Below are 17,630 nucleotides of genomic sequence, written 5' to 3'. Positions count from 1 at the left end.
GAATAATCATCTCAAAACAGGAACCTTGACGAAACTATCATTGTACCATTTAATTTTTAAAGGTTCTTGTGTATCTTTGATGGTTTCATCGCTGACATCCTTTCCAGTTCCGTAGTTTAATTGCGAAAACGGATTTTTGTTTACATTTAGCGCTATTAAAATACGGCTTCCTTTGTTGAGTTGTTTGCTGACAAAATGAGTGTTAGTAAAAGCAATAGTTTCAATTTTGTTTGGTTCCAAAAGCTGTCTTTTCTCAATGTTTTTGGCATAACTCGCGCGTCCAATATAATAAGACAAATGAAAATATTCGCCGTTTGGCGTAACTTCGTAAAGCGTTACACCCAAATCAAGATCTTTTTTGTTGATGCTGAGTTTGATTTCTCCCAGAAAAGAACCGTTTACGATTAAAGGTTTTGTCAAAGGTTCTGTGATGAAAAAATAACCATCATTTGCATTGACTTCTTTTCGTATAATTGGGCTCGGATAATAGTTGTTATTGCTTGTTTCTCGGTCTGCAAAATCAACTTCTTGTGTTAAAAACTCCTGCTTTTTCGGTTTTTTAGAATCTGCAAGTCGGAAATCCTTTGAAGCAACAGAAGTGAGATAAAAAGTCAGATACTCGTTATGCATTTTCTCGAATGTCGGAGCGCTTTTCCATTCGTTGGCACCCATCACTTCATAATTGATTTTGTCTTTTAAAATCTCTGGCTTTGGTCCGTTTTTCAGAATATAATCAAACCATTGATAGGTAATTTTTTTAATATCAATTAAAGAAACCGGATCCACTTTATAATCATTAATAACAGTTTCGCCGCCAATCTGTGTTCCAAAATGCCCATAAGGACCGATAACCAAATAAAAAGGCGTTTTCGGACTGTATTTTTGGAGTTCTTTTAAATAATACAGACTCGAATTTTGAGAATCATTATAATAACCATCAAAAGCTAGAACAGGGATATTTATTTGCGAAAAATCCGTTTGGTAAGGAGCCATTTTTTGCCAGTAAGAATCAAATGAAGGATGGCTTATCCATTTCTGAAACCATCTGTTTGGCTCGCCATCAATGCTGTCTAGTTTTTTGTAAGCGACGCCGGTTTCCCACCATTTAAACTGCATTCCTCTAAAACGCTGTCTGTTGTTTCCGGCAACTGTATCAAGAAATTTATTATTTCCGACATAAAAAGCCCATTCATAATTCGGATTTATAAATACATTATTCTCCATCGGCAGGCCCATTCCGGGTCTATTTGCCACTGCGGGAACAATTGTTTTAAGTGCCGGATGCATTTTTTTGCAGGCCGCCCATTGCGTAAATCCGTTATAACTGCCTCCATACATGGCCACGCGTCCATCGCACCATTTTTGCTTGCTGATCCAATCTATTGCATCGTAAACATCATTACTTTCATTTTCATATGGATTGATTTCGCCAGTGCCAAAACGTTTTCCGCGAGCATATACAATTATTCCTGTATAACCTTTGTCAACAGATTCTTTTATGTTTTTGAGGTCACGTCCTTTATCTCGAACGTAAATGGTGTATTGAAGAATTGCAGATTTGGGAGTTGAATCATTTTTTTTTCTCGCCATCATTGCAGATAAAAGTATTCCATCGCGTGTCGGAATCATAATGCTGTCCTGAATATCATAATCGCTGTTTTTATCAGCTACCTGTGCCGCTTTGGTTTGCTGTGCGCGAATAGAAACTGTTAACAATAGGCTCAAAATCAGAAAATATAATTTTATATTCTTCATCGATAGTTCTTGAAAAGTGGCAGATTAAATTGATTTTGAGTGAAATATACTAAAAAAAAGCGGTTGCTGAAGCACTTTTTTTAATAAGAAAAAAAAGAGATAATTGCCCTTTTTATGTTTTTACTGTAAAATATTGAAGCGTTTTTATAATATTCGGAATATCTTTTACCCGAGTTTCGGTCCAAAAATATTTATCCTCGTATTTAGAATTTTTTATAATTATGGTAAAAGTTTGGCCGGAATTATTAATATCAAATTTGAATTGCACTTCTTTTGAGTTAAAAACATACTGTACCGTTTTTTTAGAATTTGCCCCTAAATTCATATTGGGGATGATGTAATTCTCAAACCAAAAAAGCAGTTCAGGAATTTCAGCAGTTTCAATCCATGCCGTTTCTTTTGTGTATTGCGAAGGTCTGTTTTGGTATTCTCTGGTGATAAATATACTTTCGAGTTCGAGGCCTTCAATTCTTTTTTTCTCTTTCAAATCAATAATTTCACTCGGATAAAAAGTAACCGTTTCGCCAACTCCAGACTTAAAAACCGCTTTCGCATTCTCATTTTTGTTAATTTGAACAGAAAGAGATTCATTTATAAATTTTGAAGGTTCAGACTGTTGCTGCGAAATTCCAAGAAGAGGAAAAAGAAGCATCAAAAAGATAATTTTTTTCATTGTAAGATCAATTTAGTTAAACAATTTATTATTCTTATATTTACTTTTTGAGAAAATTCCTTTATTAAAAAGCTAATTTCATGCCGAAAGCCTCTACGTTTTTATTTTTCGTAAGTTTCTTTGCAGCGTTATTTTTGTCAAATGCGCAAAATGAAACCTATTCAAGCCCAGTAAAAATTGAAGTATCCGATACGAGTTTTGTCAATCTTCGGGATTACAGCACCGATTTTATATACGATATGAAATATGCTACAGAAGATAATTTTCTTAAGGCAAAAGTCTACGATTGTGCAGAATGTATGCTTCGCTTAAAAACAGTAAAGGCCTTGATTGCAGCCAATAAAGAGTTTTTGAAAAAAGGTTACCGAATCAAATTATACGATTGTTACCGCCCTTTAGATATTCAGAAAAAAATGTGGGAGATTGTATCTAACCCAAATTATGTGGCAGACCCAAAAAAAGGCTCCATCCACAATAGAGGAGGAGCCGTAGATATTTCGCTTGTAGACGCTAGCGGGAAAGAAGTTGATATGGGAACTTCTTTTGACTTTTTTGGAATTGAGGCGGGTCATAATTTTAAAAAGTTCTCAAAAGAGATTCTTTCCAACAGAGCTTATTTAAAAACGATAATGATCAAAAACGGATTCAATTCTTTTGATTCCGAATGGTGGCATTACAATTTAAAAGCTGGATTAAAAGATAAAGTTTCTAATGAAAAATGGACCTGCCAATAATTATTCAACACAACGAATGTTTTCCATGAAATAAGTATCCGGATGATACACTTTTCCGTTCATTTCAGATGTCAGTTCGCTTTTCATGATATAATCTTCAATATCAGTTAGATATTTAATTCGAAGCATCGTAACTGGAGACTTTTTAAGTTCTTCGAAATTATCTTTCATAAACATAAAAACACCTGTATTTACGCGGTTATTGTACCCTTTGTCGGCTCCTTGAATAAGTGTCCCGCAATTTTCTTGATTGATGTGCATAAGAGAAACGATTTTTCCATTTTGCAGCTGCAGAAAAATTCTTGAATTTTTATCAAAACAATTGGCTTTGATAAAATCCTTGCTTTTCTGAATCATTTGCACGTTTAAAGTCGGTACGCCGTCTGTTTGTGCGAGTGCAAAAAAAACATAGTTAAATGTGCCACCAAAGTTTTTCTCGTTCACAAGATATTCGTTGGTAATTTTGTAAGATCCGATAGAGTCGGTAACATTAGCGCTGTATTCGCATGGTTTCTGTGCAAATGCAGTAAAAGTTAGCAAAAAAACAGTTAAGGTAATTAGTTGTTTCATTTCTTAGTTTATTTTGCTGCAAATTAAAACTATTTTGTTATCTTTTACATCAGTTGTAAAAAAACAATACAGATTCCCTCCATTTTTTATTTTCCATTTTTTTCGGATATTCTCCACTGTTTCAGGAAAATTCCTAGTGGTGACATTCGCCTGCTGGTTGCTAAGCTCATTTTTCATCTCGGTTTTGCTGTACGGAATCACTTTCTGGATTTCGAATCTCCTCCCAGGAAAATCCAATAAAGTTTCTGAAGTATACAAATGCGAATGTCTGTGAAGTTTGCCTACTCCGAAAAAGGAACTTATCTCATCAAAGCCACCAGACTTCATAATAGCGGCATTGGGTTCGTAGAGATATTTTTGCGGAAGCGAATAGGAAACCGGAGCATTATTATTTTCGAGAACAAATTCAAATTTCTCAGTTTTGTCTTTTAGAATATTAACGGTTTTGATGCTAATTGGACCCAAATAATTTTTATGAATTTCAAAAAGAAGCTCTTTCACTTCATTTTGCAACGCAATGATATGAATGTTTTGAACAAATTTCAGTTCAGACAAACCTGCCGAAATATCTAATATCGGTGCGGTTTTGATTAAAACCGAATCGGCTTTTTCTAAATAAAAGTCCAGAAGTTCGGGCACATTCGGCAAACAGTCTTTGAGCATAAAGACTTTTCCTTTGGCATCGTTTCGTCGAGAAGGATCAATATAGATCCAATCCCATTTCATTTCAGATTCTTTCAGAATATTGATAGAATCTTCAGGATAGCAAAAAACATGTTTTATTTCAAGCTGCTGAAAATTGTGTTTTACAATTGCAGACAATTCTTGATTGATTTCGCAGTGCGCAACCACTTTAAAATTTCTGGAAAAGTAATAATCGTCAACACCAAATCCGCCAGTAAGATCGATTAATGTTTTGCCAGAAATCAAAGATGCTTTATAAGACGCAGTTTTTTCAGATGAGGTCTGTTCTACAGAAATCTTGCTCGGAAAAACAATGTTTGATGCCGCGAACCAAGTCGGCAGTTTGTCTTTTGCTTTGGATCTTGCTTCAATCTGATTTAAAATCGTGATCCATTCTACTTCAGGAAACGGATTTTTCTGAAGCGCCAATTTTGTAATGTCTGCACCCGTATTTTGAATTATATATTCTTGAATATCTGGATGCAAAATGGGTGTGTTCAATGCTAAATTCTTTCGGTTAATACGGAGACAATTTTGTTGTCAGGAAAAAATTCTTTTAGGATTACTTTAATCATTGTAAAAGCTGGAACCGCAATGATCATTCCGACAATTCCAAACGTTATGCCACTGATTAATATAATCAAGAATATTTCTAACGGATGCGAATTTACGCTTTTTGACGATATTATAGGTTGGCTGATATTATTGTCGATTGCCTGAACTACCAAAAAGCCTATAATCACATAAATTGTCTTTGGAAGAATTTCGGACTGAAAATCTTGTCCAATCATACTGATCATGGTCAAAATTCCCGCTAACGTGGTCCCGATGATTGGTCCTAAATACGGAATGACATTGAGAATTGCACACAAAAATGCAATTACAAAGGCATTTTTATTTCCGAAGATTAGCAATACAATAAGGTATAGAATAAATACCACGATTAACTGCAAAAGCAAGCCAACAAAATATCGGGTAAGCAAATGGTTGATTTTGGTAATAGAATTCAGGATTTTATCTTCGTTTGAATCAGGAAGTATTCTTCTTGCTTGATCCTTAAAAATAATCTGATCTTTAATAAAAAAGAATGTGATAAAAAATACCGAAACCAATCCCATTCCCATATCGGCCATAAAATTGATGATCGAATTGATGAATCTTGTAAAATAGCTAAAATCTAGAACCGATGTTATCTTAGAATCTTTTATGACTTTATTTAAATCAATGTGCTGGATGTTAAAATACTCCTCAAGATGTTTTTCTGTTTCTATAAATTTCGTTTGTAGATGAGCGGTATCTAGTAAAGCCAAATTATTCGCTTGCGAAATGATCAGAGGTACAAATAACAAAATAAAGCCTACAATGATGAATATAAAAAGAATGATTGTAGTCGTGGCGGCCATAGAGTTGCTGAATTTTAGTTTGTTTTTTAAGAACAAAACCAGCGGATTGGCAATGAGACACAATATTAAAGAAATACACAAGTATACAATTACTGTTTGAATCTGATATAAAAAGTATAAAACGATGCCAATTATTAGGATGGTTGCTAGCGCTCTTAAAATTCCGTTCGAAATAGTTTTTGAAGTGATCATGTTTAAAATTTAGAACTATAAATATAGGAAAAAGCATTTTTAAAATCTAGACTTAAACAAAAAAAGCGAGACTTAAAAATCTCGCTTTTCTATTGGTTTTAGGCCATTTTTTATTGGGCAAATGAAGCTCTTGCTCCTCCGCTTGTAAAAATGGCGGCAATTCTTGTTTTCTGACCTTGAGAGAACATATACATTGCAGCATCATCTACGTAGTCCATGTAGTTCATGGTCATCTCTACAGGATTTCCCGAACAGGTGCTATAGTGTGGATACGAAGGAACACCGTAGTTTTCTTCGTTATGAGTAGGAGTGTCTGCTACTAAATCGCTTCCGCAGGTTGCATCTCCCCAAATGTGACGAAGGTTCATCCAGTGACCAACTTCATGGGTAGCTGTTCTTCCTAAGTTAAATGGCGCATTTGCCGCGCCAGACAAGCCAAAATAACGTGGGTCAATTACAACGCCATCTGTAGAAGAAGCTCCTCCAGGAAATTGAGCATATCCTAAAATTCCGCCACCAATATTACAAGTCCAGATGTTTAGTTTTGTAGTTGGCGAAGTCGGTGCAATTCCTCCTTGAGCTGTTTTTTTCATGGCGTCATTGGTTCCCCATGAGGTTTTTGTAGTCGATTTTCGGATTACTTGATCTAATACAAATGTAATTCCGATGTTGGCTTTTACACCCGAAAAAAGAGCCGGAACATTATTGTAATCAGAATTAAGAGCGTTAAAATCTTTATTAAGCACATCAATTTGAGACTGAATTTGTGCATTAGAAATATTTTGTGCTGTAGTTCTGTATAAGACATTTACAACAACAGGAATTTCGATTTTGCCGTTTACCAAACGACCCGTAAAATTACTTGATAAATGTTTTGCTGTAAATGCTTCTATTTCGTTCATACGAATAGCAAGCGAAGGGTCTGCTTTTAATTGGGCTTGTAAAACTTCTTGCGAGGCACAAGCACGACGTGAAGCAATCGCAGTTTCTGAATTGTTGTTTTCAGATTGATCATTTTGGCAAGCAAAAAGCATTAAAGCTGTGCATGCGGAAACAATAAATTTTTTCATAATTACTTGGGTTTTTTGTTACAAAAATGTTGATTAGTTGAATATTTAAGCAATTTTATAACAAAAAAGTATTGTAGCAAAATATTTATAAAGTTTTATTTGTGAGAATTTTACAAAGCCTTGTATAATCTGGTTCTTACAAAAACTAGAGATAAAATATTAATAATTTTTTTCTTATTTTAGTATTTAAAAGACGTATTTAATCGTTCTTATTTGCTTTTAATCGATAAAATGGTCGTAAGTAAAAAATCAGATTCAAAAACCAGATACTTTTTTAGTAAGAATAATAAGTTTTTTTAAGGCTAAGTTACCTTTCAGATAATCTTTTTAAGAAAATCTGCTTAAAAGTTATTTTGCTAATGAAGTAAGTTCATACAATGCTATGCTGGTAGCCTGTACAACATTCATACTGCTATTATTTCCAAACATTTTGATGTGTACGATTTGGCTTGAAAGTTTTAGAAGTTCTGCTGATATTCCACTGATTTCGCTTCCGATTACAAGTGCGATTTTTTTATTTTCAGGAAAAATGACTTCTTTAAGAGGTTTACTGTTTGAAGTGATTTCTAAGGCGATAATTTCAAAACTATTGTCTAAAAGAAAAGATTGAAGTTCTGAAAATTCTTCGATAACAGAATGGGGCACATGAAGATGCGTGCTTCGAGATGTTTTATTGATTTTACGGGGTGTAAGCGGAATATCTTTTCCATAAAAGATAATATTTTCAACTCCAAAAGCTTCAGAAATTCGGAACAAAGAACCGATATTCTGTTGAAAATAGATATGGTCGCAAACTAAAGTGATTGGAAAAGTTTTTCTCTCAAATCGGTTTTCGTGATGAGTAAGCTGCATTAATTGGTAAAAATATAATTGATGATATTGGCGCCCATCTTTAAGGCTTTGTCACGTACACCTACAGGGTCGTTATGTACTTCGGCATCTTCCCAGCCATCGCCAAGATCGCATTCGTAAGTGTAAAGCAAGACCAGCTTATTTTCTATAAAAATCCCAAAAGCTTGTGGACGTGTTCCGTCATGCTCATGAATTTTCGGTAATCCATTCGGAAAAGAAAATGGTTTCTGAAAAATGGCATGATTAGCCGGAATCTCAATAAGACTATTATTTGGGAAAATCTTTTTGATTTCTTTTCGAATAAATTGATCCATTCCGTAATTGTCATCGATGTGCAGAAAACCTCCAGCAGTAAGGTAATTTCTGAGATTGATGACATCAGAATCGCTGAAAACCACATTTCCGTGCCCTGTCATATGTACAAAAGGATACGAAAGCAAATCTGGGCTTCCCGGCTCTACAGTTGACGGCTTTGGCTTTATTCTGGTATTGATATTCGCATTGCAAAAACTGATTAAATTTGGCAAAGAAGTTGGATTGGCATACCAGTCGCCACCTCCGCTGTATTTTAGCAAAGCGATTTCTTGTGCGAAAGAAGAAATTGAAAAAAGTAATAATAAGTAAAATATTTTTTTCATGAATTGTTAACTTTTTTTGTCATTTCGACGAAGGAGAACTCTCCACAAGCAGCTCGACAAAGATTGGTGACTTTTGTTGACAAACGTAACGGTTAATTATTCATTAAAAAACACAACACTATGGCAAGCTACAACTGCGGCCGTTTCTGTTCTTAAACGTGTGTTTCCTAAAGTTACCGGTTTGTAATTATTTTCTAATGCCAATGCAATTTCCTTTTCAGAAAAATCTCCCTCGGGACCTATTAAGATGATTACATCTTGATTGGGTTTCAAAACCTCTTTTAGAGCTTTTTTATCCGTTTCTTCGCAATGTGCAATCAGCTGCAGGCCTTGATTTTTTTGCTTAATAAATTCTTTAAAAGAAACAGCATCATTTAGTTTGGGGAGAAACGTTTCATTGCATTGTTTCATGGCCGAAAGAATGATTTTCTCAAAGCGATCTTTATTGATTACTTTTCGCTCAGACCGATCACAAAAAATCGGCGTTATTTCTTGAATGCCAATTTCGGTTGCTTTTTCGAGAAACCATTCGAAACGGTCGTTCATTTTGGTTGGCGCGACGGCAAGATGCAAACGGAATTTTGGCTTTTCGGCATTTTTTATCGATAAAACCTCTACGGTGCATTTGTTGTCTGAGGCCAGCGTGATTTGAGTCTCAAAAAGCAATCCTGATCCGTTTGTAACCTGTAAAATGTCTCCATCTTTTTTTCGGAGCACTTTTATAATATGACGGCTTTCTTCCTTGTCAAAAGAAAAACTTTCGGTCGACTCGTGTATGTTAGGATTAAAGAATAACTGCATAACTTAAAATTCAATTCGGGCTTTAGAGACAACTGCAGCATTTTCAAATTGGTTTGCCAAATATTTTTGATAACCCACAATTCCGATCATTGCAGCATTATCGGTGGTGTATTCAAATTTAGGAATAAATGTTTTCCAGCCGTATTGGGTTTCAGTTTCTTTCAATGTATTTCGAATTCCAGAATTTGCCGAAACACCGCCGCCAATTGCGATTTGTGTGATTCCGGTTTCTTTTACGGCCAGTTTTATTTTGTCCATCAAAATTTCGATGATAGTATGTTGTATAGAAGCGCAGATATCGTTTAGTTTTTCCTCAATAAAATTCGGGTTTTCCTGTTTGTTTTTTTGAATGAAATAGAGAATTGCCGTTTTTAAGCCAGAAAAACTAAAATCCAAGCCCGGAACTTTGGGTTTGGTAAAAGCAAAAGCTTTCGGATTTCCTTCTTTTGCATATTTGTCGATCAGCGGTCCGCCAGGATACGGTAGTCCTAAGATTTTCGCGCTTTTGTCAAAAGCTTCTCCAACCGCATCATCAGTGGTTTCTCCGATAATTTCCATATCAAAAAAACTATTGACTTTTACGATTTGTGTGTGGCCGCCACTAATGGTAAGGGCCAGAAACGGAAATTCAGGTTTATCATAGCCTTCTTCATCAATAAAGTGAGCTAAAATATGGGCGTGCATATGATTTACAGCGATAAGCGGAACTTTTAAAGCCAGCGATAATGATTTGCTGAAAGAGGTGCCGACTAACAGCGAACCCATAAGTCCAGGACCTTGTGTAAAAGCGATGGCATTTAGCTGTTCTTTTTGTACATTTGCTTTGCGAAGCGCAGCATCTATTACAGGTACGATATTCTGCTGGTGTGCTCTCGATGCTAGTTCGGGAACCACACCGCCGTATTGATTGTGAATTAACTGATTTGCCACAACATTTGACAATACTTTGTCGTTATGTAGAACCGCGGCAGCAGTATCATCGCATGAACTTTCGATGGCAAGAATAAAAACCTCAGGATTTTGCATATAAAGGCACAAATTTTGAATTATATTTGACAAATCAATTTTTTTAAGCATTCTTTGATTGCCACAGTGCCCAAAATTAAAGAATTTTTATCAAAAACAGCGATTCTTGTCTGTTCAAAGTAAATTTAAAAGAAAACTAAAATTAAAACAGCTATCAAAAAAGTAAAGAAAATAATATCACGCACCCTAATTGGGTTGATTTTACTTTTGCTGACACTTGCTATTATTTTGTCGCTGCCTTTCGTGCAGACAAAAATTGCCAATTACGTTACCAATTCACTTAATGAAGATTTTAAAGTCAACATAAATGTCGAAAGAACGGCAATAAATATTTTTGGAGGTGTAAAACTGAAAAAAGTCTCGATTTTAGATCATCATAAAAAGACTATGATTTATTCTGAAATCATCACTACTGATATTGCAAGTTTCAGCCGTTTACTCGATGGCGACCTAATTTTTGGAGATTTGCGTCTGACAGGATTGATTTTCAATTTAAAAACATACAAAGGCGAAGATGAAAATAACATGAATAAGTTCATCCAAGCTTTTGAAACCGATAAGAAAACAACCCCCAAATCAGACAAACATTTTTTACTGACAGCGCGAAATGCATACATCGAAAAAGGAAATTTTTCGGTTGTCGATGAGAACAAAAGAATTCCGGTTTTTTTGAATTTCAAGAAAATGAATGCCTATATCAGCGATTTTAAATTGTATGGTCCTGATGTCAATACTATAATTCACCGCTTTTCTTTTTTGGACCACCGTGGCTTATATGTTTCTAATTTTGCAGGGAAATTCAGTTATTCAAAAAAACAGATAAAGGTCGAAAATCTTGCAATTAAGACCAAGCGTTCGTCTCTTTACGGATTGGCAGTCCTAAATTATAAACCAAAAGATTTCTTAGATTTTACAGACAAGGTACGCTTTAATGTAGTATTGGATTCTGCTTCTATCGCCTCAAATGATATTCGCTATTTTTATGACGGACTGGGAAAAAACCAGCGTTTTAAAATCAAAACCAAATTAAAAGGTCCGTTAAATAACTTCACCCTCAGCAATCTGCGTCTGAGTGATGCAAATGGATCTAGAATCAACGGAACAATCAACTTTAGGAATCTTCTGGGGACCAAAGAACAGAAGTTTTCAATGGATGGAAAATTTGATAAACTCATTGCAAGCTACGATAATCTTGTGGTTTTGCTTCCGGGCGTTTTGGGTAAAAGATTGCCAAAAGAATTGAAACGTATCGGCAAGTTCAATATTGTTGGTAAAGCCAAGGTTTCTACAACCGATTTGGAGACCAAATTTAAGATGGCATCTGATTTGGGTAATGCTCGAGTGGATCTTCATATGAACAATATGGATTTCATCGATAAAGCATCGTACTCGGGAAATATTGTATTGGAAGACTTTAATGTAGGAGCAGTTCTGGCACGAAAAGATCTTGGCAAAACAACGCTTAATCTAGATGTAGATGGGGTTGGTTTTACAGAGAGATATTTAAATACTATTATTAAGGGAGAGATTTCTAAATTAGATTATAATAGATACACCTATAATAATATCGAAGTTAACGGAAATTTCAAGCTTCCTTATTATAAAGGTCAAATTACTGTAAATGACCCTAATCTGAGTCTTACTTTTGACGGATTGGTCGATTTGAGCAAAAGAGAAAACCGCTATGATTTTAATATAAACGTTGAAAATTCGAATCTACAGAAACTAAAGTTTGTCAAAGATTCTGTTTCGAATTTTAAAGGAAACGCCGTAGTTCAGGTAAGCGGTAATTCTATTGAGAATCTTCAAGGAAATATTTTTATAAAAGATGCGGTTTATCAGAATCCGAAATCTACTTATGTATTTGATGAAGTAACTGTTAATTCTAATTTTGACGAAGACCGTTTACGAACCATAACGATTAATTCAAAAGATGTCGTAGATGGTAGGATTGTGGGGAAATTTCAGTTTGCACAGCTGAATAAATTGGTAATGAATTCCGTAGGAAGCCTTTATACAAATTATAAGCCTTATAAAGTTAAAAAAGGACAGTTTCTGCGATTCAATTTTCATGTTTACGATAAGGTTGTCGAAATGCTTTATCCAGAAATCAATATCGATTCATCGACCGTTGTAAGAGGTAAAATAGATTCTGACCTAAAAGAATTCAAATTCCGTTTCAAATCACAAAAGATTACTGCGGCAAAAAATACTTTTGACAATATCCGAATCAATATTGATAATAAAAACACGCTTTATAATGCTTACATCGAGTTAGATAGCATCAAGACTCCGTATTATAAAATCCGTGATTTTAATTTGATCAATGTTACTGCGAAGGATACTTTGTTTGTTCGTTCCGAATTTAAAGGAGGAAACAAAGGAGAAGATTATTTTAACCTTGACTTGTATCACACAATCGATAAAAACAAAAACAACATTGTCGGGATTAAGAAATCTGAAATGAAATTTAAAGACTATTTGTGGTATTTAAATGAAAATGAAGAAAAAGACAATCAGATTGTTATCGATCAATATTTTAAGAATTTCACAATAGACAATATTGTTTTATCACACGAAAATCAGAAGATTGATTTGAATGGCGTTATCAAAGGAAATGATTATAAAGATTTGGTTCTGAATTTTGAAGATGTCGACATTAATAAGATCACGCCGCTGAATTCGAAGTTTGTTTTTCACGGTAATCTGAACGGAAACATTAATTACAAACAAAATAAAAACATTTATCAGCCCACAGCTTCTATAGAAATAGATCATCTTGTGCTGAATAAGACGGAACTCGGAACATTGAATTTTGATATCGCCGGCGATGAAAATTTTAAAAAATTTACTATAAATTCTTCTATTCGTAATGGCTTTACGGAATCTTTTAAAGCAGAAGGGACTTTTGCGGTAGAAAATAAAGAAACGTTTTTAGATTTAAGTCTAAAACTCGAGGGCTTTAATCTGGCTACTTTGGGACCTGTTGGTGGGGATGTTTTGTCTAACATTCGGGGATCTGTTTCTGGTAATGCTGCGGTTGTTGGTAATATGAAAAAGCCTGAAATTAACGGAAGGCTGTATGTTGAAAAGGCAGGAATGACCATTCCGTATCTGAATACAGATTACGAATTAAGCGACAGGACTGTTATAGACCTTACGAATGAAAAGTTTTTGTTTAGAAACAACCAGCTGACAGATACAAAATTTGGCACAAAAGGGTTGCTGAACGGAAGCATTGAACATAAGAATTTTGGAGATTGGAAATTGGATCTCAGCATCACTTCTAAACGATTGCTGGCATTAGATACCAAAGACAGTGACGACGCCGCTTATTTTGGGACCGCTTTTATAAATGGTACCGCCAGTATTCGTGGTCCAGTAGAGAGCTTGTTTATTAAGGTAGATGCCAAGTCTGAAAAAGGAACAGAAGTCAAAATTCCGATCAATAATGCACAGAGCGTTGGAGAGAGCAGCTGGATTCATTTTGTGACTCCAAAAGAAAAGTTTAATATGTCTAAGGGAATTGTTGAAAAAACAAGAAACTATAACGGACTAGAGCTGGAGTTTGATTTTGATATTACGCCCGATGCCGAAGTAGAGGTTATTCTAGATAGAAATTCTGGACACGGAATGAAAGGAAAAGGATACGGTTCGCTTTTATTTAAGATAAATACGTTGGGTAAATTTAATATGTGGGGAGATTTCCAGGCATACGAAGGAACGTATAATTTTAAATATGGAGGTCTTATCGATAAAAAATTCTTGGTCAAAAAAGGAGGATCCATTATTTGGGAAGGAAACCCTATGCGTGCCCAGCTAAATCTTGAGGCGGTTTATAAGACATCTGCAAATCCGGCAGTCCTTTTAGATAATACTTCATCTTTCAATAAAAAAGTTCCTGTAGAAGTGGTTATTGGTTTAAGGGGAGATTTAGCAAGTCCTGAACCTAATTTTGATATTCAGTTTCCATCGGTAAGTAGTGTTTTAAAATCTGAAATCCAATATAAATTAGATGATAAGGACATTCGTCAGACTCAGGCTTTGTATTTACTGTCTACAGGTTCTTTTATGAGCCCAGACGGATTTAGCCAGGGCGATTTTTCAGGAACACTTTCAGAAACGGTTTCTAGTTTATTTGGTGATATAGTAAAATCAGATAATGATAAGGTAAACGTCGATTTTACCTATACATCTGCAGATCGTAGGTTAGGGCAAGAAGTTGACGGGCGTTTCCAGGCCAATATTTCGTCGCAGGTTAATGAGCGCATTACAATAAACGGTAAGCTCGGCGTGCCAGTAGGCGGTGTAAACGAATCTGCCATTGTAGGAGATATCGAGATTTTGTATCGTGTTAACGAAGACGGAACCATGAACCTTCGTTTGTTTAATAAAGAAAATGACGTGAATTATATCGGACAGGGAATCGGTTATACACAAGGTGTCGGTATTTCTTACGAAGTTGATTTTGATACTTTTAGTGAATTAGTCAATAAGCTCTTTAAAAATCATAAGATTGAAAGAGCGGTAAAAAACACTGGAGACGATGTTCAAGATTCTTATTTAAATCCTGATTTTGTAAATTTTTCTAATAAGAAAGACGCTGAGAAGAATAAAAAGAAAGCTGAAAAAGAAGAGGAAAAACGAAAAAAAGAAGAAGAAAAGAAAAAACAGCAGCAGCAACAACAGCATCAAAACAATCAGGGTGTCATTCCAGACGACAACGATTATTAATAGATTGTTAAAAATAGCTATTTCTAAAACCATTAGTAACGTAATGGTTTTTTTTATTTTAAATTTATAGGCTTGATTAGGAATTATTTCTGTCACACCAGATTTTCTGATTTTTATAACACTTAATTCGGGTATTGTTAATTTTAACGATTTAATTAAAAAAAGGGCGATTTATTATTGTAAATGAAATTTTTACTATAAAAAAACTTATTAACGAAAACGTTTGCATTTAACATATTTGATTAATTTATTATAATCATAACCCGAAAAGTGCTGAATGTTTGCTAATTTTACACTTTAATACTTAAATAATGCCAAAAACAATAAAAAAAGTAGGTGTTCTTACCTCAGGAGGAGATTCACCTGGAATGAATGCTGCAATACGATCTGTTGTTCGAACTTGCGCTTATCATAATATAGAATGCATCGGGATTTATAGAGGTTACCAAGGTATGATTGAAGGAGACTTCAAAGAAATGGGGCCACGAAGCGTAAATAATATTGTAAACAAAGGGGGAACGATTTTAAAATCGGCTCGTTCTGTTGACTTTAGAACACCTGAGGGCAGAAAAAAAGCACACGAAAATCTTTTGAAAGCCGGAGTTGATGCTTTGGTGGTTATTGGCGGAGACGGTAGTTTTACTGGAGGTTTGATTTTTAATGCCGAATATGATTTTCCAGTAATGGGAATTCCTGGCACAATTGATAATGACATCTACGGTACAAGTTTCACTTTAGGTTACGATACAGCATTAAATACGGTTGTAGACTGTATTGATAAAATTAGAGATACTGCAAGTTCGCATAATCGTCTGTTCTTTGTAGAGGTGATGGGACGCGATGCAGGACATATCGCTCTTAATGCAGGTATTGGAGCAGGAGCAGAAGAAATTCTTATTCCAGAAGAAGATTTAGGATTGGATCGTTTATTGGATTCACTTCAAAAAAGTAAAGCATCAGGTAAGTCTTCAAGTATTGTGGTAATTGCTGAAGGTGATAAAATTGGTAAAAACGTATTTGAACTAAAAGATTATGTTGAAGCTAATTTACCTGAATACGATGTACGTGTCTCTGTTTTAGGGCACATGCAGCGTGGTGGTTCTCCATCTTGTTTTGACCGTGTTTTGGCTAGCCGTTTGGGTGTTAAGGCAGTTGAATCTTTGATTGAAGGTAAGTCAAATTACATGGTGGGTGTAAGAGAAGACAAAGTAATTTTGACACCATTGGAACAGGCTATCAAAGGAAAATCTGAGATAGACAGAGAATTGTTGAGAGTATCAGACATCATGTCAACATAAATATAAAAGTTTAAAAGAAGAGAAGTTTATTGTGAGGAAATTAGACTTTGAATTAGTGTAATAAAAACAAAAGCAAAAATTTAGTAAAATGTCAAAAGTAAAATTAGGAATAAACGGATTTGGACGTATCGGAAGAATCGTTTTTAGAGAGTCTTTCAATAGAGATAACGTAGAAGTTGTTGCAATCAACGATTTATTAGATGTTGATCATTTAGCGTACTTATTGAAATATGATTCTGTTCACGGTCGTTTCGACGGAACTGTAGAAGTAAAAGAAGGAAAACTTTATGTAAACGGAAGAAACATCCGTATCACTGCAGAAAGAAATCCTGCTGACTTGAAATGGAATGAAGTTGACGTAGATGTAGTAGCTGAATGTACTGGTATCTTCACAACAATCGAAACTGCAAGCGAACACTTAAAAGGTGGAGCTAAAAAAGTTATCATTTCTGCTCCTTCTGCTGATGCCCCAATGTTTGTAATGGGAGTAAACCACGAGACTGCAAAAGCTTCTGATTTAGTTGTTTCTAATGCTTCTTGTACTACAAACTGTTTAGCTCCTTTAGCTAAAGTTATCCACGATAATTTCGAAATCGTTGAAGGTTTGATGACTACTGTTCACGCAACTACTTCAACTCAAATGACTGCTGACGGACCTTCTAGAAAAGACTGGAGAGGTGGACGTGCGGCTGCAATCAACATCATTCCTTCTTCAACTGGTGCTGCAAAAGCGGTTGGAAAAGTTATTCCATCTTTGAATGGAAAATTAACTGGAATGTCTTTCCGTGTTCCTACTGCCGACGTTTCTGTAGTAGATTTAACTGTAAAAGTTGCAAAAGAAACTACTTACGAAGAAATCTTAGCGGTATTGAAAAAAGCTTCTGAGAACGAATTAAAAGGTATCTTAGGATACACTGAAGATGCTGTTGTTTCTCAAGACTTTATCTCAGACAAAAGAACTTCTATCGTTGATGCTACAGCCGGAATCGGTTTAAACTCAACTTTCTTCAAATTAGTTTCTTGGTACGATAATGAGTACGGATACTCAAGCAAATTAATCGATTTATCTGTACACATTGCAGGTTTAAAATAATAATATATATTTTTGCAAAATCCCGTTACTTCAAAATAACGGGATTTTCTTATTTTGTTACTTCTTGATTAATGTAAAAAATACACTTTTAAATTAAGAAGACTTAA

Annotated in this window: 14 protein-coding genes; 4 read left to right on the top strand and 10 right to left on the bottom strand. The window is 34.9% G+C overall.

Annotated features, from left to right (window positions below; all coding sequences use genetic code 11):
• Positions 1-6: 6 nt before the first annotated feature.
• Positions 7-1,755: a CocE/NonD family hydrolase gene (locus tag E0W73_RS19480; protein WP_135223714.1), complete on the bottom strand. Its 1,749-nt coding sequence runs from the start codon at positions 1,753-1,755 to the stop codon at positions 7-9.
• A 112-nt stretch (positions 1,756-1,867) separates the two neighbouring features.
• Positions 1,868-2,428 (bottom strand): hypothetical protein, encoded by a 561-nt coding sequence (locus tag E0W73_RS19475; protein ID WP_135223713.1) that lies wholly within the window; start codon positions 2,426-2,428, stop codon positions 1,868-1,870.
• A gap of 80 nt (positions 2,429-2,508) precedes the next feature.
• Between E0W73_RS19475 and E0W73_RS19470 the strand changes: the two genes are divergently transcribed.
• Complete coding sequence (locus E0W73_RS19470) at positions 2,509-3,162, top strand: M15 family metallopeptidase (protein WP_135223712.1); 654 nt, start codon at positions 2,509-2,511, stop codon at positions 3,160-3,162.
• Here E0W73_RS19470 and E0W73_RS19465 read toward each other — a convergent pair whose 3' ends face one another.
• The 8 genes from E0W73_RS19465 to tsaD form a co-directional block, all read right to left on the bottom strand.
• Positions 3,163-3,732, bottom strand: a complete 570-nt coding sequence (locus tag E0W73_RS19465) for a hypothetical protein (protein WP_135223711.1) — start codon at positions 3,730-3,732, stop codon at positions 3,163-3,165. It lies immediately after the preceding gene.
• Positions 3,733-3,735: 3 nt separating this feature from the next.
• Entirely contained in the window at positions 3,736-4,917 is a 1,182-nt protein-coding gene (locus tag E0W73_RS19460; RefSeq protein ID WP_135223710.1) for a THUMP-like domain-containing protein, read from the bottom strand.
• Between the two features lie 2 nt (positions 4,918-4,919).
• Positions 4,920-6,011, bottom strand: coding sequence for an AI-2E family transporter (locus tag E0W73_RS19455; RefSeq protein ID WP_135223709.1), 1,092 nt, complete (start codon positions 6,009-6,011; stop codon positions 4,920-4,922).
• Positions 6,012-6,121: 110 nt separating this feature from the next.
• Complete coding sequence (locus E0W73_RS19450) at positions 6,122-7,081, bottom strand: zinc metalloprotease (protein WP_135223708.1); 960 nt, start codon at positions 7,079-7,081, stop codon at positions 6,122-6,124.
• A gap of 348 nt (positions 7,082-7,429) precedes the next feature.
• Positions 7,430-7,933 (bottom strand): TrmH family RNA methyltransferase, encoded by a 504-nt coding sequence (locus E0W73_RS19445; protein WP_135223707.1) that lies wholly within the window; start codon positions 7,931-7,933, stop codon positions 7,430-7,432.
• On the bottom strand, positions 7,933-8,571 hold the full coding sequence (locus tag E0W73_RS19440) for a DUF4159 domain-containing protein (protein ID WP_135223706.1): 639 nt from the start codon (positions 8,569-8,571) through the stop codon (positions 7,933-7,935). Before E0W73_RS19440 ends, E0W73_RS19445 begins: the two co-directional genes overlap by 1 nt.
• A gap of 96 nt (positions 8,572-8,667) precedes the next feature.
• On the bottom strand, positions 8,668-9,372 hold the full coding sequence (locus E0W73_RS19435; protein ID WP_135223705.1) for a 16S rRNA (uracil(1498)-N(3))-methyltransferase: 705 nt from the start codon (positions 9,370-9,372) through the stop codon (positions 8,668-8,670).
• Positions 9,373-9,375: 3 nt separating this feature from the next.
• Entirely contained in the window at positions 9,376-10,398 is a 1,023-nt protein-coding gene (gene tsaD, locus E0W73_RS19430; RefSeq protein ID WP_135223704.1) for a tRNA (adenosine(37)-N6)-threonylcarbamoyltransferase complex transferase subunit TsaD, read from the bottom strand.
• A 195-nt stretch (positions 10,399-10,593) separates the two neighbouring features.
• Here tsaD and E0W73_RS19425 point away from each other — a divergent pair, with 195 nt between their 5' ends.
• From E0W73_RS19425 to gap, 3 genes are all read left to right on the top strand, one after another.
• On the top strand, positions 10,594-15,132 hold the full coding sequence (locus tag E0W73_RS19425) for a translocation/assembly module TamB domain-containing protein (protein ID WP_244248519.1): 4,539 nt from the start codon (positions 10,594-10,596) through the stop codon (positions 15,130-15,132).
• A gap of 311 nt (positions 15,133-15,443) precedes the next feature.
• Positions 15,444-16,430, top strand: coding sequence for a 6-phosphofructokinase (gene pfkA, locus E0W73_RS19420; RefSeq protein ID WP_135223703.1), 987 nt, complete (start codon positions 15,444-15,446; stop codon positions 16,428-16,430).
• An 88-nt stretch (positions 16,431-16,518) separates the two neighbouring features.
• Positions 16,519-17,523: a type I glyceraldehyde-3-phosphate dehydrogenase gene (gene gap / locus E0W73_RS19415; RefSeq protein ID WP_057116496.1), complete on the top strand. Its 1,005-nt coding sequence runs from the start codon at positions 16,519-16,521 to the stop codon at positions 17,521-17,523.
• The last annotated feature ends 107 nt before the right edge of the window (positions 17,524-17,630 follow it).

The organism is Flavobacterium foetidum (assembly GCF_004634245.1).
Taxonomy (GTDB): domain Bacteria; phylum Bacteroidota; class Bacteroidia; order Flavobacteriales; family Flavobacteriaceae; genus Flavobacterium; species Flavobacterium foetidum.
Note: the sequence above shows the minus strand (reverse complement) of the source record. Positions and strands in the feature narration are given on the sequence as shown.